The 17,970-nt window shown below is 62.2% G+C and carries 12 protein-coding genes and 1 pseudogene; 9 read left to right on the top strand and 4 right to left on the bottom strand.

What is annotated here, in order from left to right:
* The first annotated feature begins 150 nt into the window (after nucleotides 1-150).
* Together ACP7BZ_RS13655 and ACP7BZ_RS13650 are read left to right on the top strand one after the other, a co-directional pair.
* On the top strand, nucleotides 151-1,047 hold the full coding sequence (locus ACP7BZ_RS13655) for a LysR family transcriptional regulator (protein ID WP_426113987.1): 897 nt from the start codon (nucleotides 151-153) through the stop codon (nucleotides 1,045-1,047).
* Nucleotides 1,048-1,051: 4 nt separating this feature from the next.
* The gene (locus ACP7BZ_RS13650) at nucleotides 1,052-1,663 is read left to right on the top strand and encodes a M15 family metallopeptidase (RefSeq protein ID WP_426113985.1); all 612 of its coding nucleotides are present in this window, start codon (nucleotides 1,052-1,054) and stop codon (nucleotides 1,661-1,663) included.
* A 79-nt stretch (nucleotides 1,664-1,742) separates the two neighbouring features.
* Here ACP7BZ_RS13650 and dacB read toward each other — a convergent pair whose 3' ends face one another.
* Nucleotides 1,743-3,197 (bottom strand): D-alanyl-D-alanine carboxypeptidase/D-alanyl-D-alanine endopeptidase, encoded by a 1,455-nt coding sequence (gene dacB, locus ACP7BZ_RS13645; RefSeq protein WP_426113983.1) that lies wholly within the window; start codon nucleotides 3,195-3,197, stop codon nucleotides 1,743-1,745.
* A gap of 15 nt (nucleotides 3,198-3,212) precedes the next feature.
* On the bottom strand, nucleotides 3,213-4,451 hold the full coding sequence (locus ACP7BZ_RS13640; protein ID WP_426113981.1) for a nucleoside recognition domain-containing protein: 1,239 nt from the start codon (nucleotides 4,449-4,451) through the stop codon (nucleotides 3,213-3,215).
* Between the two features lie 237 nt (nucleotides 4,452-4,688).
* Here ACP7BZ_RS13640 and ACP7BZ_RS13635 point away from each other — a divergent pair, with 237 nt between their 5' ends.
* The 3 genes from ACP7BZ_RS13635 to ACP7BZ_RS13625 all read left to right on the top strand — a co-directional run bounded on the left by ACP7BZ_RS13635 (nucleotide 4,689) and on the right by ACP7BZ_RS13625 (nucleotide 10,594).
* On the top strand, nucleotides 4,689-6,452 hold the full coding sequence (locus ACP7BZ_RS13635; RefSeq protein WP_426113979.1) for an ABC transporter substrate-binding protein: 1,764 nt from the start codon (nucleotides 4,689-4,691) through the stop codon (nucleotides 6,450-6,452).
* 213 nt (nucleotides 6,453-6,665) lie between these two features.
* On the top strand, nucleotides 6,666-9,416 hold the full coding sequence (locus ACP7BZ_RS13630) for a TonB-dependent receptor domain-containing protein (RefSeq protein WP_426113977.1): 2,751 nt from the start codon (nucleotides 6,666-6,668) through the stop codon (nucleotides 9,414-9,416).
* A gap of 92 nt (nucleotides 9,417-9,508) precedes the next feature.
* Nucleotides 9,509-10,594, top strand: coding sequence for a S66 peptidase family protein (locus ACP7BZ_RS13625; RefSeq protein WP_426113975.1), 1,086 nt, complete (start codon nucleotides 9,509-9,511; stop codon nucleotides 10,592-10,594).
* A gap of 14 nt (nucleotides 10,595-10,608) precedes the next feature.
* Here ACP7BZ_RS13625 and ACP7BZ_RS13620 read toward each other — a convergent pair whose 3' ends face one another.
* On the bottom strand, nucleotides 10,609-11,289 hold the full coding sequence (locus ACP7BZ_RS13620; protein ID WP_426113973.1) for a hypothetical protein: 681 nt from the start codon (nucleotides 11,287-11,289) through the stop codon (nucleotides 10,609-10,611).
* 597 nt (nucleotides 11,290-11,886) lie between these two features.
* Between ACP7BZ_RS13620 and ACP7BZ_RS13615 the strand changes: the two genes are divergently transcribed.
* Both ACP7BZ_RS13615 and ACP7BZ_RS13610 read left to right on the top strand, forming a co-directional pair.
* A complete protein-coding gene (locus ACP7BZ_RS13615; RefSeq protein ID WP_426113971.1) occupies nucleotides 11,887-14,457 on the top strand; it encodes a M4 family metallopeptidase in 2,571 nt (856 codons plus the stop codon).
* Between the two features lie 351 nt (nucleotides 14,458-14,808).
* Nucleotides 14,809-14,994 (top strand): annotated as a pseudogene (locus ACP7BZ_RS13610) (group II intron maturase-specific domain-containing protein); the annotation flags it as partial.
* 70 nt (nucleotides 14,995-15,064) lie between these two features.
* On the opposite strand, the gene ACP7BZ_RS13605 reads toward ACP7BZ_RS13610, so the two are convergent.
* Entirely contained in the window at nucleotides 15,065-15,643 is a 579-nt protein-coding gene (locus ACP7BZ_RS13605) for a PEP-CTERM sorting domain-containing protein (protein WP_426113969.1), read from the bottom strand.
* Between the two features lie 633 nt (nucleotides 15,644-16,276).
* Here ACP7BZ_RS13605 and ACP7BZ_RS13600 point away from each other — a divergent pair.
* Both ACP7BZ_RS13600 and ACP7BZ_RS13595 read left to right on the top strand, forming a co-directional pair.
* Complete coding sequence (locus ACP7BZ_RS13600; protein WP_426113967.1) at nucleotides 16,277-16,534, top strand: hypothetical protein; 258 nt, start codon at nucleotides 16,277-16,279, stop codon at nucleotides 16,532-16,534.
* A 210-nt stretch (nucleotides 16,535-16,744) separates the two neighbouring features.
* Nucleotides 16,745-17,929, top strand: a complete 1,185-nt coding sequence (locus ACP7BZ_RS13595; protein ID WP_426113966.1) for a hypothetical protein — start codon at nucleotides 16,745-16,747, stop codon at nucleotides 17,927-17,929.
* The last annotated feature ends 41 nt before the right edge of the window (nucleotides 17,930-17,970 follow it).

Here is a 17,970-nt window from a genome sequence, read left to right as displayed (position 1 = left end):
GCGGTGCGGCCAGCGTAGATGGGACTGGCACCCCGCGCTGCCAGTCCCACGTTTCCGCCACCGAACGTCATTCGCATCGCGCCAGAATTTTTCCGCTATGCTCATGGGCTCAGCGGACCCGGTGCGGTCCACCGAAGCGAGGAACTGTCCATGCGTCTGCGTCACATCGAAGTCTTTCATGCCATCATGCAGGTCGGCACCATCAGTGGTGCCGCCCAGGTGTTGCACATCTCGCAGCCGGCGGTGACCAAGGTGCTCCAGCATGCCGAACTGCAGCTGGGCATGCCCCTGTTCGAGCGCGTGCGTGGCAAGCTCTATCCAAAGCCGGAAGCGCACCGCCTGTTCATCGAAACGGAAAAATTGCATCGCGATTTACAGGGCATCCGCCGGCTCGCCGCCAGCCTCAAGGGACGCGTCGTGGAAACCATCCGGCTGGTGGCGACGCCGACCATTGCGATCAGCGTGTTGCCGGCAGCGATGTCGGCGTGGCGCCGGCAGTTTCCCAGCACACGCTGCGAGCTGGCGACCTTTCATACCAGCGAGATCGTCAATACATTGCGGCTCGGTGAAGCGGACCTGGCGCTGTCGCTGCAAGACCCGCGCCACCCGGGCATCGTCGCCGAAGCGATTGCCGCAGGGCCGATGATGGCAATCGCCAGGCGCGGCAGCTGGAGCGCAGCGGAACGCCACTTGCCATTTACGCCGCAACAGTTGACCGGCGAATGGATCGGTCACGCCGACAACGATCCGCTCGGTGAACTGGTGGTCAATGCCTGCGAGGAAGCGGGCGTGCTGCCGCTGTTTCACACGGTGGTGCAAACCTACCAGATCGCCCGCTCGCTGGTGGAGGCGGGCGCCGGCATGGCGGTGGTCGATCCGTTCACCGCCGCCTCCGGGCTGGACAAGATCGAACGGCGCGTGTGGACGCCGGAAATTCCCGTCCAGTTATTTTTATTAACGGCCAGCCACGCACCGCTGTCGCACGGCGCGCGCGAACTGGCCAACAGCATCGGCGCCGCTGCGCGCGCCTGTCTCACGTCCGCCTAGTCCCATGAACAGTCCCATCCCGATCGACGCCCTCGCTGCCAGCGGCCGTTTTCGCCACCTGTCGAGCATTGCCGGCATCGACATCGACTTGCGCTATGCGGGCCTCGACAATTTTGTCGGCCGCGACCTGTATTCACCGCATGACTGCGCCTGGCTGCACGCCGATGCCGCCAGCGCGCTCGACGCCGTGGTCGCCTATCTGGCCGCGCGTGCGCCCAGCCACCGCATCCTGGTGCTCGACGCCCTGCGCCCGCAGCGCGTGCAGCAGCAGTTGTGGGATGCGCTGGCCGGCACCGACCTGCAAATGTATTTGGCGGCACCGGAGCGCGGCTCGATCCACTCGTTCGGCATGGCGCTCGATGTGACCATCGTCGACCAGCACGGCGTGGAACTCGATATGGGAACCGGCTTTGATGATTTGACGGCGGCGTCGCATCCGGCGCTGGAAGCGGTGATGGTGGAACGGGGCGTGCTGACAGTCGGTCAGATTGGCAACCGCCAGTTGCTGCGCGATGCCATGGCACAGGCGGGCTTTCAGGGGATTTCGACGGAGTGGTGGCATTACGATTGCGGCGATCGCGATCGGGTGCGGCAGTCGTATGCGCGGGTCATTTAGCTGGTACAGAAAATTGCCACAAGCACCCTGCGGGCAGCAGTCGCCCTGCTGCCCGCCGCACCGCATCACTCCAGCCGCCTCACTGCAGCCGTGCCACCCAGTCGACCAGCACATCGAGCACCGCACTTCCCTTGCCATTTTTCACCTGATCGCTATTGATCATTGCCACCACCACGCAAGTTTGACCGCGGCTGTCGCGCACATAGCCGGCCACCGCCACCACCCCGGTCAGGGTGCCGGTTTTCATGCGCGCATGTCCTGCCGCCGGGCTGTCCTTTAAACGCCGCCGCATGGTGCCATCGACGCCGACGATGGGCAGGCTGGCCATCAACTCTGGCGCCCAGTCGCTGCGCAGGCCGGCCTGCAGCACGGCGCCCAGTTGCGCCGGGCTGATGCGCTCGAGGCGCGACAGCCCGGAGCCGTTTTCCAGCACCATGCCGGCGTCGTTGATGGCGTGCTGGCGCAGCCAGTTGCGCACGGCAGCATCGGCTCTGACATACGTGGTGTCCGCCGACGGGGGCAGCGGCCGGCTGCCCAGCAGCGGGTCGCTTTCCAGCGCGCCGAGGCTGAGAAACAGGGTGCGCGCCAGTGCGTTGTCGGACAGCTTGTTGGTGTCGCGTACGATCTCCGGCAAGGCGCGGGCGACGTGCTCGGCCAGCAGCACGCTGTCGGCTGGCGCGCTCGCCTCGCTGACGGCGCCATCGAAACGCCCGCCCAGCCGCCGCCAGCTGGCACGGAACAGGCGGTCGACATAGTGCTGGCGGTCGACGATGTTGATGCTGTAACTTTTTGCGCAGTATTTCGGGAAGCTGCCATGCAGCAGCACCTTGATCTTGCCATCGCTGCCAGTGAGCGCCTCGGGCGGGCGCCAGCCGTCGTCCCACTTGGCGCAGTCGCCGTCGACCAGTCGCATGTCGGCATCGAGCACCACGTTGTCCAGCTGCGGCTGCAGCGCCAGGCGCAGCGCGCTGCCGTTCGAACGCAGGTCGAGCTGCAGCATGTTTTTGTTGACCAGCAGGGCGTCGGGGATGACGTTGTAATACGCTTCGGGCGCGTCATCGAAGGGCGGCACGCCGACGTCGCTGCGGCTGGGGGCAAACAGCGAGCGGTCCAGCAGCAGATTGCCGGCGATCCGCTCGATGCCCTGGTTGCGCAGCGTTTGCAGCATGCTTAGCAGCACTTCTGCGCTGAAATCGGCGTCGGCGCCGCCGCGCAGTACCAGGTCGCCCTGCAGCGTGTGGCCGAGCACGGCAGCGCTGCTGCGCAGTTCGGTGCGGCCGCGAAACACGGGACCGAGCGTTTCCAGCGCCACCAGGGTGGTGAGCAGTTTGATGGTCGAGGCTGGCTGCATGGGGCGCTCGGCCATGAACGACACCAGCGGTACATCGTTGCGCACCACCAGCACGCTGATGGCGTCGAACGGAATATTGTTGGCCACCATCTTGCTGGCGACGACTTCTGGCAACTGCGCCTGCGCCTGCGTGATCGGCAGGCAGGTGAGCAGCACGGCGGCAGCGAGCAGGCGAAGCAGCATGGGAATTCCTGTCAATTAATGAAAGAACAGGTAGGCAACAAAGATGGCGGCAATGATACCGGCGAGGTCGGCGATCAGGCCGCAGGCAATCGCGTAGCGCGTCTTGCGGATGCCGACCGAGCCGAAATACAGGGCGACGATATAAAACGTGGTGTCGGCCGAGCCCTGGAACACGCAGGCGAGGCGGCCGACGAAGGAATCGACACCATAGGTTTTCATGGCATCGATCATCATCGCTTTCGAGCCACTGCCCGACAGCGGTTTCATCAGCGCGGTCGGCAGCGCCGGGGTGAAGTCGGTGTTGATGCCGAGCATAGTAAACAGCCAGTTCATGGCGTCGACGATGTAGCCGAGCACGCCCGCGTTACGAAATACGCTGATCGCCACCAGCATGCCGACCAGATACGGGATGATGGTCAGCGAGGTCTGGATGCCGCCCTTGGCCCCTTCAATAAACGCCTCGTACACGTTGACCTGCTTGCGCAGGGCGGCGACGATGAACACGATGATGATGGAAAACAGCACCAGGTTGGCAAACACCTTCGAGAACAGTTCGATGTCCTGCTTGCTCAAAAAATTGGTGAAGTACCAGATCATCAGCGCAATTGCCGCCGTCATGCCGCCCAGCCAGGACAGCACCACGCCGTTGAGCAAATTGATGCGCTGGCGGATCGAGACGGCAATGATGCCGGTGACGGTGGCGACGTAGGTGGCGATCAGGCAGGGAATAAAAATGTCGGACGGGTCTTTTGCGCCCAGGATCGAGCGCTGCGCCATGATCGCCAGCGGGATCAGGGTCAGGCCCGAGGTGTGCAGCACCAGGAACATGATTTGCGCATTGCTGGCCGTGTCCTTGACGGGATTGAGCGTTTGCAGGCTCTCCATCGCTTTCAGGCCGAACGGGGTGGCGGCGTTGTCGAGGCCGAGCAGGTTGGCCGAGAAATTCATCACCATGTGGCCGGTGGCCGGGTGTTCGCGCGGCACGTCCGGGAAAATACGGGAGAAAAACGGTGCGATGATTTTGGCCAGCCAGCCGACCACGCCGGCTTTTTCGCCGATGTTCATGATGCCCAGCCATAAGGTCATGACGCCGGCCAGCGGCAGGGCGATCTCCATCACGCCCATCTTGGCCGAATCGAAGGTGCCGTCGATGATGCGCTTGAAAATGTCGGTGTCGCCAAGCAACAGCCACTGGCCGACGGCGGCAATGAAGCCGACAATAAAAAAGCCGCACCAGATGTAATTGAGAGCCATACGCTGTTTACCTGAGGGGGAACACAAGGGTGAGCACGAGGGTGAGCAAATGCCTGAGCACATGCCTGAGCCCGTGCATCAGCACGGCCGTGCAGCGAGAGTATAGGCGCAGCGCCGGCGCCCATGATGAAACTATGCCGGCTGGCCATGCCTAAAAGTTATCTGTCAACGCACGCAAACGCCTCGCCGCCGCGTCCGCCTTTCGCTTATGATGGCGCCGAACCCCGTGGAACTGTCATGAAACTGAAACACTTCGCTGCCCTGATGCTGTTGACCGGCGCCGCCCACGCGGCCGAGAAAACGCTGCACCTGTTTTTGTCGACCAGCGAAACGGCGCTCGATCCGGCAGTGGCGTCCGATGCCGCTTCGCTGAGCCTGCTGGAAAACCTGTTCGACCCGCTGCTGCGTTACGACTACCTGGCGCGGCCGGTGGCGCTGCGGCAAAACACGGCGGTGGCCATGCCCTCCATCAGCGCCGATGGCTTGATCTACACCTTTAAAATTCGCCCGCGGATTTACTTTACAAGCGACCCGGCGTTTCAAGGTCAACCGCGCGAAGTGACGGCGGCCGACTATGTCTACAGCCTGACGCGCCTGTACGATCCGGCCATCCGTTCGCCCTGGCTCAGTTTATTCGAAGGCAAGATCGCCGGCGACGACCAGTTGCGCGAGCGCTTTAGCTACCGCACTCCGATTGCCGGCCTCAGCGCGCCCGACCGCTATACCCTGCGCATCACCCTGGCAGCGCCCGACAGCAATTTCCTGTTTTATCTGGCCACGCCAGCCGCCAGCGTGGTGGCGCGCGAAGTGGTCGAGGCGTATCCGAACCAGGTCGGCAACCATCCGGTCGGCACCGGGCCGTTCATGATCGGCCAGTGGAAGCGCAGCGACACCATCACCCTACTGGCCAATCCCGCCTCCAGCGCCGTGTTTGGCACCAGTGCGCAGCCAGTCACTGCCGCCGATCAGGCGATCGCCCGCGCGCTCGCCGGCAAGCGCCTGCCGCTGGTCGACCGCGTTGAAGTGAAAATCGCCGAAGAATTCCAGGGCCGCATGCTGGGCCTTTTGGATGGCCAGTACGATTATCTTGAGCAAGTGCCCGAATCGATGACCGACATGGTGATCCAGCGCGGCCAGCTCAAACCGGCGCTGGCGGCGCGCGGCATCACGCTGTACCGCTTCCCGGTGATGCAAACCTATTACATGTGGATGAACATGGACGACCCCGTGCTGGGCGGGGTGAGCAAGGACCGGCTGGCGCTGCGGCGCGCCATTGCGCTGGCCTACAACAGCATCGAAGACATCGGGGTATTGAAAAAAGGGTTCGCCATCAAGGCGCAGTCGCCGCTGCCGCCGAATGTGCTCGGTTACGACCCGGCTTACCGCAGCCCGGTACCCTATGATCCGGGCCTGGCCAATGCGCTGCTCGACCGCTACGGCTACCGCCAGCGCGATGCCGATGGCTTTCGGCGCACCCCCGCCAACACCGCGCTGACCCTGCGCATGCACAGCGAAGCGACCGCCGGTGGCCGCCTGCGCGACGAACTGTGGCGCAAAAATTTAAATGCCATCGGCTTGCGCGTGCAATTCATTACCGACAAGAAGACGGAAATCATCAAGGCGTCACGCCTCGGTACCGTGCAAATGTTCGAGAGTAACTGGATCGCCGATTTTCCCGATGGCGAGAATTTTTACCAGTTGCTGTACGGCCCCAACAGCGGGCGTGCCAACTACGCCCGCTTTAACCTTCCGGCCTACAACATCCGCTACGAACAGGCGCGAACGCTCAGCGATTCTCCCCAGCGCCAGCAACTGTACCGGGAGATGAACGCGCTCATTGCGGCCTACAATCCATGGGTGCCGCTGACCCATGTGATCTCCGCCGACCTGACCCAACCGTGGCTTAAAAACTACAAGCGCCACCCGGTGGAGTTCACCAACTGGCGGTATCTGGATGTCGCTACAGGCACCCGCACCAAAGTGGCTAGCCCTTCTCGCTAGGGCGCGCAAACGATTTACCCAAATGGGTGCACGCCGGGGTGCACGCCGCATTCCAAAAAGTTATGGCTTGACCCGCATATTTCATTAGCAGGGGCAAAGCGCCAGCGCTTACTCTCAATTTGTCACATTAACGTAATGCAAAGACATTACGCATCAACACCATGTTTTCCCCGCTGGGGAGGGCAACGCGCAAGCACTCTAGGAGATACCGTCGTGAAGTTAAAGAAACTCGCCTACCTGATCGCATTGATCGGTGCCGTCGGCCCCGCCGCCGCCCAGGAAACCCCGTCACAGCCATCGATGCAGCGTGTCGAGATCACCGGTTCGAGCATCAAGCGGATCGCCAAGGAAGGCGCCTTGCCGATCCAGGTCATCACCTTTGAAGACATGGAAAAGCAGGGCATCACCAGCGCCGAGCAACTCATTCGTACGATTTCGGCAAACGGCACCGGCGCCGACAACGCTACCTCCGGCAACAATGTGTTTGGCGCGGACGCCGACCGCGTCAGCGGCGGCGCTTCGTTCGCCTCGCTGCGCGGCCTCGGCCCCAACAGCACCCTGGTGCTGCTCAACGGCCGCCGCATCGCCACCCACGGCGGCAGCGGCAAGGCAGTCGACCTCAATGCGATCCCGCTGGGCGCCATCGCTCGCGTCGAGATCCTGAAAGACGGCGCGTCGGCCATTTACGGCACCGACGCCATCGGCGGCGTCATCAACTTTATTTTACGCACCAATTATGTCGGCAATGAAGTCTCCGGCACCGGCTCGTTCACCCAGCAGGGGGGCGGCGCCCAGAAGCGCGCCTCTTTGCTGATCGGCCGCGGCAACCTCGATACCGACAGCTTCAACTCGATGCTCAGCGTCACCGTCGACAAGAATGAAAAACTGGCATCGAGCCAGCGCGATTTCGCCAACGGTTACCAGCCTTCGCGCGGCCTGTCGCCCGACACCACCGGCACCCCGTACGCCAACCAGCTCACCGGCGCCGGCACCGCGCTCGGCACCAACTACAAGCTGCCGGGCGACCCGACCCTGTACCTGCAAGCCAATCCCCTCAGTTTTCAGGGCAAGTGCAACACGGTGACTGGCATGTCGCAGTACAACGTCAACCTGTGGCGCAACACCACCTCGCCGCTGCGCACCACCAATTCCTGCGCCTACGACTACGGCGGCGACTATGTGATGGCGCCACCGGTCGAGCGGATCAACGCGCTCAGCCGCACGGTGTTCCAGTTCAACAAGGACACGCGCGCCTTCGTCGAAGTGCTCGCCTCGCGCGCACGGGTGACGTCGGAACTGACGCCCCTGCAGATTTCCTCGTCGCTGGCGAACGGCAACGCCTACCCGGTGGGCGGCGCCTATTACCAGGATCTGTCGCCGTACATCTCGACCTTCGACAAGACCAAGCCGATCATCTATAAATGGCGCGCCAACATCATTGGTGACCGTACCCAGGAAAACACCACCGACAATGCGCGCGTGCTGGTTGGCCTCGAAGGCAGTGTCGGCAAGTGGGATTACCGCGCCGGCCTGTCGCGCGCTTACAGCAAGACCATTACCGACCTCACCGATGGTTATGTCTACACCCTGCCATTTTATAAAGTGATGGGTTCGGGCGTCATCAATCCTTTCTCGGTCGACGGCAGCCAGACCCCGGCCGCCATCGCCGCCACCGAAGCGACCAAGTTCCGCGGTCACTTCCAGCACGGCCGCACCACGCTGACCCAGCTCGACGCCAATATTTCCGGCGAACTGTTCCAGCTGCCGGCCGGTGCCCTGTCCGCCGCCGTCGGCATGGATCTGCGCCGCGAAGGCTACGGCTTTGCCCAGGACGTCGACGCCACCACCATCCTGCTCTCGCCCGGCAATGCGGCGCTCAACACCGCCACGCGCGACATCAAGGCCTTCTATGCCGAGCTGATCGTGCCGGTCGTGAAATCGCTCGAAGTGCAGCTGGCCGTGCGCCGCGATCACTACAGCGTGATCGGTGCCACCACCAACCCGAAGGCCTCGTTCCGTTTTGAACCGGCCAGCTTCCTGCTGTTCCGTGGTTCGGCCAGCAAGGGTTTCCTGGCGCCGAGTTTTACCCAGCTGTATTCGGCCCAGCTGTTCCAGGAATTGCCAAATGGCGTGACCGATCCGATTTATTGCCCGACCAACCCGAACAATCCGGCGTTTTGCGCGATTCCGCGCCTGTCCTATTTCACCGGCGGCAACCCGTTGCTGAAACCGGAAACGTCCAAGCAGGGCAGCATCGGCATGGTGATCGAGCCGTTCCGCAACTTCTCGGCATCGATCGATTACTGGGCAATCAACTCGAAAGACAAGATCCTCAACCGTACGCCGCAAGTGGTGTTGCAGAATGCCGTTTTGCTGTCGAATAACATCATCCGCAATCCCGACAACACCATTTCGTATGTGACAGCGGGCTGGATCAATGCTGCGGGCAGCAAGACGCGCGGCGCCGACATCGGCCTGCGCGGCAATGGCAGCGTCGACAGCACCAAGTGGACCGCCGCCGTCGACGCCACCTACACGCAAAGCTTCAAGTTTGCCGAGATCGCCGGCCAGCCGTACAAGGAATACGTCGGCCAGTTCTTCACCCGTGATTTGTACCTGCGCTGGAAAACCCGTTCGAGCCTGACGCTGGCGAATGGTGACTGGAGTGGCGTGCTGTCGCAAAACTTCTCGTCCGGCTACAAGGACCAGCTGCCCGACGGCGGCAAGGCGACCCCGCCGGCCGGCTTCAATCCGAAGGTCGATGCCTACTTCACGTACAATCTGTCGACCACGTACACCGGCTTTAAAAACTTGACGCTGACCGCTAGCGTGCTCAACCTGCTCAACACGGATCCACCGTTCACCGCCCACAACGTCGACGAAGTCGTCGGCGCCGGCTGGGACCCACGGGTGGCCGATCCGCGCGGTCGCACGCTGACGGTGGAAGCGAAGTACGCATTCTGATCTGACCGCAAGGGGTCAGGGGCGGCGGACTGCGAGGCAGTGCCGCCGCTTTTTTGTTTACAATTTATTTCATAACATGATTGCGGGGACCCATGGTCAATGCAGTTCCCAGCCGGCGCCGCTTCGGTGGCGCCCTTGCCGCTGCCGTGCTGACGGGCGCCGCCATGCCGGCCGCTGCTGACGGCCGTGCCCCCGCCACCCACCCTGGCCATGTTGCTCACCCCATGCCACTGATCAAACCAGCGCGCCTGCGCGAAGGCGACTTGATCGGCCTGATCGCGCCGTCCGGTCACACCAGCGACGACGCCATTGCCAAGGCGGTCGCCACCATCGAGGGCCTCGGCTTTCGGGTCGCCCTCGGGCGCCACCTGCGCGCCGTGCATGGCAATTACGCCGGCTCGGTCCGCCAGCGGCTGGACGACTTGCACACCATGTTCGCCGATGCCGCTGTCAAGGCGATCTGGTGCATTCGTGGCGGCTCCGGCGCCATCTCTCTGCTGACCGGCATCGACTACCGGCTGATCCGCGCCCATCCGAAAATTCTGCTCGGCTACTCCGACATCACCGTGCTGCACCTGGCATTGCTGCGCCACGCCGGCCTGGTCAGTTTTCACGGGCCCGTGGCCAGCTCGACGCTGTCGCCCTACACCACCGAGCACATGCTGGCGGTGCTGATGGACCCGGCGCCCACGTACACCATTCCGATGGCGAAGGACAACGCGGTGCGCGCTGCCAGCGAGCCCCATTACGCCATTCGCACCGTGCATGGCGGTGTCGCCACGGGGCGCTTAATTGGTGGCAATCTGAGCATGGTGGCGGCGCTCGCTGGCACCCCGTATGCAGCGGATTTTCGCGACGGCCTGCTGTATCTGGAGGATGTCAACGAAGCGCCGTACCGGATCGACCGCTGGCTGACCCAGCTCGACCTGGCGCTGGGCTTGCGCCACGCCGCCGCCGTCATCATCGGCATTTGCGACAATTGCGGCGCCGGCCCGGAAGACGTGTCGCTGACGCTCGAGCAGACGCTCGACCTGCACCTGCAGCCGCTGTCGATCCCGGCAGTGAGCGGCTATTCGATCGGCCACATCCGCCACCAGTTCACCGTGCCGGTGGGGCTGCGCGCCACCGTCGACACGGCGCGCCAGACAATTACCCTGCTCGAGCCGGCGGTGAGTTAGCCGCTGCAAGGCGCTTAGGTCAGCCGACCTTGCACTTCATGGCCGACGATTTTCGACAGCACCGAAAACGCCGCCCCCGCCTGTGACTGTTCGAGCAGGATGGTCAGTTCGGAAAACGTGCACATCATGTTGACCACGGCAATTTTGTCCCATGCCAGTTTTCTCAGCACCGCATGATAGACCCCGGGGGTCTTGCGGGTTTCCGGATTGAGGCGCAGGGTCAGCGCCGTCAGGCACTCGACCCGCGCCAGCAGGCGTTCTTCGCTAAATGACTGCTCGACCAGGTGCAGCAGGGTGCCGCTGCACACCACCAGCATCTCGTGCACGCCGCGGGTGACCGACACAAAGGCGCCGTCATGCGGTTCGGCCAGCGCCAGCAGGTGGCGCTGGCATTCGGTGCTGCCGTCGGACAGGCGGAAGGTGGAAATGGTCAGATCGGCGCGCGTAGTCAATTCACCCAGCCGCGGCGCCAGCACGATCGGTTGCGACAAGCCATGTTGCGGCAGGCGTTCGGAAATGCGCCGCAGCGCCATCACCACGGCGGCCTGGCCGACCGGCTTCCACATCTCGGACTCCAGGCGCGGGCGCATCTGGCGCGCCAGTTCGGACAGATTGAGCAAGCCGGTGGCAATGCCCTCCGTCAAAAACGGCGACTCCGACACATATTGCTCCACTTTATGGGCGATCGATCGCATGGTGATCCGACTTCCTGACGCGGCTGGGGCCACATATCTTGTGTAAATTTTTAACGAGTGTAGACCGTCGCCGGCGAAAAATGCAATCGAATCGGCAAGGGGTTTTTGTGAAAATGATGGCGAAATTTGTAAAATTTAAAGACCCCGGCATGGGACATGCATATATGTCTCAGAGGAAACTAAGGGTGCGATTTATTTGGAATTATATTCGGCGAATTATTAGTTATACAAAACATCTGACATATATCAAACGCAAACCACGCTAAAACCGTTGTAATCAATTTGCATAATGATTTTAAAAATCGTCGCAGTTTGACCACAGTCAATCCATCGTGGCGCGCATTTGTATGTACATAAAGACAGCAGTAATTGACTGTCATCAACAAACATTCAATGGTGACATCGCTGCATTGTCGAACAATCATCGACATAAATGTCTAGAACTGAACATTTATCGGCAAACCGTCCAAATTGATGAGTTTTTTGACTTGGCCAAACGAGGCGATTATGGTCATTTTTCGACACGGCGGCGGGTATGGAATAAGCGCTGGCGACCGTGCGACCAGGTCGATTCACTCTAACAACGACGGAGCACCCATGAAACTACGCAAAACCCTGCTTGCCACCACGCTCGCCACCTTGCCGCTGCTGCTAGGCAGCCAGGCACTGGCTGGCCCGCAACTGATGAACGGTCCGGTCGCCGACGCCCGCGTCGATGGCAATAACGGGGTCAATGGCGCCGATAGCCTGGTCGCCGCGCGCAGTGCCAGTGCGGCCAGCGCCGTCGTCGCCAAGATCAGCGCCAGCCACGCCAAGCGCGGTCTCGACAGTGATCATGGCTATGCGCTCGAAGCGTTTCACCCCGGCGTGCGCGGTTCGAGCGTGAGCCGGCTGGCCCACACCTACAAGGGCGTGCGCGTGTTTCAGTCGGAATCGGTGGTGGTCACCAATGATGCTGGCAAAATCGTCAGCGAGTCGGTGTCCGAACGGCGCACGGGCCTCGGCCATGGCGCCGCCGCAAAAACCGCTGGCCGCTTCGCCAGTTTTAATACGCGGCCGTCGTTGACGCCAGCCGACGCCATCGCCCGCGTCACCAATGCCATCGGCCCCTACAGCGGCGAAGCGGCCAAGACGAATGCCGAGCTGATCGTCTATCCCATCGTTTCTCAGGTGCGGGTGGCGGCCGCCGTCAACAAGACCGAGGCCCAGCTCAACGCGCTGGACCTGGTCGATGAAGTGACGGGGTACGAACTGGCCTACCTGGTCAAGACGCGCCTGATCACCGCCAATCAGCGCCCCGTGTTCCACGACACCATCATCAGCGCCGTCGACGGTCGCGTGCTCAAGCAATGGTCGGCGCTGCATACCGTGATCGGCACCGGCTACAGCCAGTACAACGGCACCGTGCCGATCAGCACGACCCTGTCGGGCAGCACCTATTCCATGAAAGACACCACGCGCGGTACTGGCGGTACTTACGGCGGCATGGCCATTACCAATGCCAACCACGGCACCACCGCCGGCGCCATCTATACCAATACCACCAATACCTGGGGCGACGGCCAGCAGTACATTGCCGGCGGTTCCACCGTCAACGCCAATGGCCAGACTGCCGCCGTCAACGCCCTGTGGGGCTTGATGAATACCTACGACATGCTGAAGAACACCCTGGGCTGGCAATCGCTCGACGGCAATAACACGGCCACCTATATCGCCGCCCACGTCAACACCGCCTACGACAACGCCTACTACGACGATACTTGCCGCTGCATGTATATCGGCGACGGTTCCTCGTTCAACAGCCTGGGGGCGATCGACGTCATCGGTCACGAAATGGGCCACGGCGTCACCGCCGCCACCTCCAATCTGACCTACTCGGGCGAATCGGGTGGCTTGAACGAATCGAGTTCGGACATCAACGGCGAAATGGTCGAAGCGTATGCCCGCAATGGCGGCACCGGCACGCTGATCCCGGCCGGTAACGACTGGATGACCGGCAAAGAAATCTCCAAGACGGGCACGCCGCTGCGCTGGCTGTACAAGCCGAGCAAGGATGGTTCGAGCCCGAATGCCTGGAGCAGCACCATCAAGAACCTCGACGTCCACTATTCGTCAGGTCCGAATAACCGCATGTTCTATTTCCTCTCGCAGGGGTCGAACGCCACCAGCAGCAGCGATTACTACAGTTCTTACCTGACCCAGGCGCCGCTGGCCATGACCGGCATCGGCAACGACAAGGCTTACCGGATCTGGTTCAAGGCGGCCACCACCAAATTTACGGCGTCGACCAACTACGCGGACGCCCGCAGCAAGGTGCTGGCGGCGGCGCAGGAACTGTACGGGGTCGGCTCGAAAGAAGCCATTGCCGTGCAGCGCGCGTATGCCGCCATCAATGTCGGTACCGACGTCGCCGAAAGTGGCGGCAGCGGCGTGACGATCAGCTCCAATCCGGCCAGCGTGACGGTTGCCGCCGGCGCCACTGCCAGCTTTGCCGTCACCGCCAGTGGTGGCACCGCGCCCTACAAATACCAGTGGCTGCGCAACGGCGCCAGCATCAGCGCCGCCACCGCCGCCAGCTACAGCCTGACGGCGACGACGGCCGACAATGGCGCTGCCTTCAGCGTCAAGGTGACCGATTCGGCCACCACCCCCACCACCGCCACCAGCGCCGCAGCGACGCTGACGGTGGCGGCGGCCGGTGGCAGCACCGAGCGCGTCACCAACGGCAGTTTCGAGTCCAGCACCACGGGCTGGGCCGGCACCACCGGCGCCATCGGCGCCTTCGCCGGCCAGAGCGCCTACGACGGCAGCCGCTTTGCCTGGCTGGGCGGCAACGGTACGACGTCAACCGAAACGCTGACGCAGGCGGTGCTCATTCCATCGACGGCGACGGCGGCCACCCTGTCGTTCGCCCTGCACATCGACACTGCTGAAACCGGCACGACGGCATACGACAAGCTGGTTGTCACCGTCAAGAACAGCAGCGGTACCGTGCTTGGGACCCTGGCCACCTACAGTAACGTCAACCAGGCGAGCGGCTACCAGATCCGCACCTTTAGCCTGCTGCCGTACAAGGGGCAGACCGTCACGCTGTCGTTTGCCATGACTGAAGATTCGTCACTGCAAACGTCCTTCGTGGTCGACAAGGTCAGTGTGATCACCCAGTAACTGTCGTGCAACGCGCGCCAACCTCGTCGACAAGGCGGCGCGGCGCGGCTGAAAGCCGGATTGCGATCCGGCTTTTTTATGTGCGCCCAGCATGGGCGCACTCTTGTGGGTGCAAGTCCCGCCGTGAATTGGCCACAGTGAGCGCAGTGAAGCGCAACTGCGGCAGGGTGACTCACCGTGGAAAGTAAGCGTGGGGCGAGACGGCGAACCGGGGTCCACGGAGCGGATAGAAAGCGCTGCCAAGCAAGGCGAGCGGCCCATCCGCCGCGAAGCTTTTACGACGGGCGGCACTGGACGGTCAACGCATCAAACAGTGCGGCGACAGGGCGTTTGGCCGGGAGTCTCTTGGAAATGGCTGGTGGCCGTCCAAGAAAACCGTGGTCAAGCGCGGTGTCGAGGACAGCGCTGGCAACCTTTCGGCAAAAGATCAGGCGGCTGACTCGTCGCTCTGGTGGCTCCACCATCGCGCAAGTGACAAAGAAACGACGCCCCTGTCTGCTTGGATGGAAAGCCTGTTTCAACACGGCGCAAACGCACCGTGTTCTGCCCAGGCGCGGTGGCCGTGGCGCCACCGGCCACGACTCTAGGCGCTCAGGCCAAGATGGGCTTAGCTCTTGCGGCGGCTCAATCCCAATCCTGCGAGACCCAGCGCGAGCAGGGCCAGCGAGGCAGGCTCTGGAACAGTACCACCGACATCGGTACCGCCGCCGGCGAAGTCGGCGGCGGTCAGGCTGAACGAAGTGGTGGTGCTGAACGGGGACCAGTGCGCGGACCCATTGACAATATTCGAATACGAAAATTTATACAATCCGGCAGTGCTCAGTCCTGCAATCGTGACTGCTTCCCACGAGTTGATGCTACTCAAAGAATAACCCGAATAAAACTGTACGTTCGACACCGGCAAGATTGCTGGCAGGGCGCCCGTGGTGTACGACGTTGTGAACGGCAGGGTAACGTCGTAGCCCGCAGGGCCAATCAGGTGCGCAGATCCTTCGAAATTCGGACCGTCTCCAGTGTTATCAAAGTGATACGATCCCATGAAGAGATTGACTGAACCGACCGTGGCGCCTTTGCTCCAGCCAATCGCCACGGTGTGTGCCGATGCCGAAGTGGCCGCTACGAACGGTGCCAGAAATGCGGCGATCGTTGCGGCTGTGAAGACGGTGCGTTTCAAAAGTGCTTTCATTTTTTCCTTAGTTTGGCAGGGGCGATTCGTTATATTTTTTAACGAGTATTTTTTTAAAAGTTACTTAAGCAATATGCATGCCTGTAATTTTGAGTCAATGTAATCAATTACTTACAAGTAAAATTATTTATTGGTGTAAATTTTCTCGACATAATCAACTTGCCGTCCCTGCTCATTGATGGCATCTGCGGGGAGTGCCCGCCATGGACATGGCCAGCGGTTTACTGGCGAAGTGGGCTTTTTGCAAGGCTGATTCAACGATGTGATGCAAGATTGCGGGCCAGCCAAGCACCAGGCAGCGATCCGCGGTCGAGGATGGCGCGACCGGTCGTCGCCGCATGCTCAGCGCGGCCGCACGAGCGCAACGAATCAATGCGCCATCGACTGCGTGCGATTCATTTGAAGCACGGCAAGCGCGGAACGACGATTTACCGGGAGTTGCTGAAATTCGCAGCAAAGCCCTACCTTGCGAGAGTGCGCGCGGCAAACAGCCGCCGCGATGCCGGGTGTAAGATGCTGCAAACTTGCAACACATACTTTTACCAAAAGTAACTACGATAGGTACCGACAAAACGCGGTGATACATTCCTGCCAGAAACTTTAGCGTCGTTCCCTTTTCTGTCAGGATTTATTGTGAAACTTCATCGCGTAAAAGATTTGCCGACGGTGCTGCTGGCGGTTGCCAGCCTGGTCGCTGGCGTCATGGCGCTGGCGCTGCCGGCACCGCAACAAGCGGCCCCCCTCGATGGCACCGATGCGTCGGTGCAGATGCGCCGTCCCGGCCTGCCGTCGTACCGGGGCCAGTCTGACTCGCCATCGTTTGCCATGACCGACGACGACGCGCTGCAGACGTCCCTGGTGGTCCACAAGATCCGCGTGATCAGCGAGTAAGCACCAATCGGGCGCGCAGCCGCCGCTCTTATCGGCGCCGTTCACGCCACTGTTTGATGCAGGCGCGCGGCTGCGCCGACCGCCTCAGCTGCCGCTGGAGCCGCCTGGTGACCGGTGCCGGCCGGCTGGTCACATAGTTTGATGGCGCCGCCGGCGGTGACCAATAATGGCGTCCTCGCCTGCAAAGGCACACTGCGGAGCACAGCCATCATGGTTCACAATACGGTCTTGCCGTCGTCTTTCTCGTCGTCGGCGCGCGCTGCGCTGGCAGCGCTGGCTCTGGCGGGGCTGCCATTTCCAGCGGCGGCCGCCGTCCACGCCATCGACATGGAAGCGCAGCGCTGGGAAGCGAACGGCGAGCTTATCTTTACCAGCATGGCAGGCAGCGCCCATGGCATGATGACCGTCAAGGGCGGGGGCGCCATCCTCAAGGACCTGATCTTCACCGACGGCACCATCGAATACGACATCAACGAGGATGGCGACGAGCAGGAAACCTCGGGCATCTGGTTCCACCAGCGCGACCCGGCCACCGCCGAATACGTCTACCTGCGCCCCTCTCCCGCGTGCCCTGGCTCGGTCGAATGCATCCAGTACGCTCCGGTGGTGCAAGAGAAGGTGCAATGGGATGTGTACCCCGAATACCAGGCCAGTGCGCCCGTCCATCTGCACGGCTGGAATCACATCAAGCTGGTGGTGTCGGGCAAGCGCATGAATGTCTTCGTCAACGCAGAGGCGACGCCGTCGCTGCAGGTAGGGCAGCTCGAAAGCGACTCGGCCAGCGGCCAGCTGCAGTTGCGCGGCAACGCCAGCTACGCCAACCTGGTGATCACGCCGGACGCCGTCGAAGGGCTGGTGCCCACCGCGGCGCCCGATCCGACCGCTGCCGATCCGCGCTATGTGCGACACTGGCAGCTGTCGCCGGCCTCGCATATCGCGTTCGGCGTCGAGGCGGCCTTGGCCCGGATGCCGCTGGCGGCGCCGTGGCACAGCATTGCCGCCGAACGCAAAGGTTTTGTCAACCTGAGCCGCCACCATGGCACGCCGCGCGGCGACATCGACCTGATCTGGCTAAAGACGACGATCACCTCGACCCGCGCGCAGACCAAACAGGTGGCGCTCGGCTTCGCCCGCCAGGTATGGATCTTCGCCGATGGCGCCCCCGTTTATGCGGGCAAAAATTTTTACTATCCGGCCACGGCGCGGACCACGCCGCTGGCCCGAATGACGCTGGACAATGGCGTGTTTGCCTTGCCCCTGAAACCCGGCAAGAATGAGATCATCATGGCCATCAGCAATGATTTGCACGGACGCGGCCATTACGGCTGGGGCTTTGAAATGCGCCTGGACGACGTCGACGGCGTCGTTCTGACGCCCGCGACACCGGCAATGTGACGACCCGGACGGCGCTGCGCACCCGGCGTGCAGCGCCCACC

Source organism: Massilia sp. PWRC2, assembly GCF_049896725.1.
Taxonomy (GTDB): Bacteria; Pseudomonadota; Gammaproteobacteria; order Burkholderiales; family Burkholderiaceae_D; genus JAFCUW01.
Note: the sequence above shows the minus strand (reverse complement) of the source record. Positions and strands in the feature narration are given on the sequence as shown.

Coding starts and splice junctions, on each gene's coding strand:
- ACP7BZ_RS13655 (WP_426113987.1), top strand. CDS start 151: ATGCGTCTGCGTCACATCGAAGTCTTTCATGCCATCATGCAGGTCGGC.
- ACP7BZ_RS13650 (WP_426113985.1), top strand. CDS start 1,052: ATGAACAGTCCCATCCCGATCGACGCCCTCGCTGCCAGCGGCCGTTTT.
- dacB (WP_426113983.1), bottom strand. CDS start 3,197: ATGCTGCTTCGCCTGCTCGCTGCCGCCGTGCTGCTCACCTGCCTGCCG.
- ACP7BZ_RS13640 (WP_426113981.1), bottom strand. CDS start 4,451: ATGGCTCTCAATTACATCTGGTGCGGCTTTTTTATTGTCGGCTTCATT.
- ACP7BZ_RS13635 (WP_426113979.1), top strand. CDS start 4,689: ATGAAACTGAAACACTTCGCTGCCCTGATGCTGTTGACCGGCGCCGCC.
- ACP7BZ_RS13625 (WP_426113975.1), top strand. CDS start 9,509: ATGGTCAATGCAGTTCCCAGCCGGCGCCGCTTCGGTGGCGCCCTTGCC.
- ACP7BZ_RS13620 (WP_426113973.1), bottom strand. CDS start 11,289: ATGCGATCGATCGCCCATAAAGTGGAGCAATATGTGTCGGAGTCGCCG.
- ACP7BZ_RS13615 (WP_426113971.1), top strand. CDS start 11,887: ATGAAACTACGCAAAACCCTGCTTGCCACCACGCTCGCCACCTTGCCG.
- ACP7BZ_RS13605 (WP_426113969.1), bottom strand. CDS start 15,643: ATGAAAGCACTTTTGAAACGCACCGTCTTCACAGCCGCAACGATCGCC.
- ACP7BZ_RS13595 (WP_426113966.1), top strand. CDS start 16,745: ATGGTTCACAATACGGTCTTGCCGTCGTCTTTCTCGTCGTCGGCGCGC.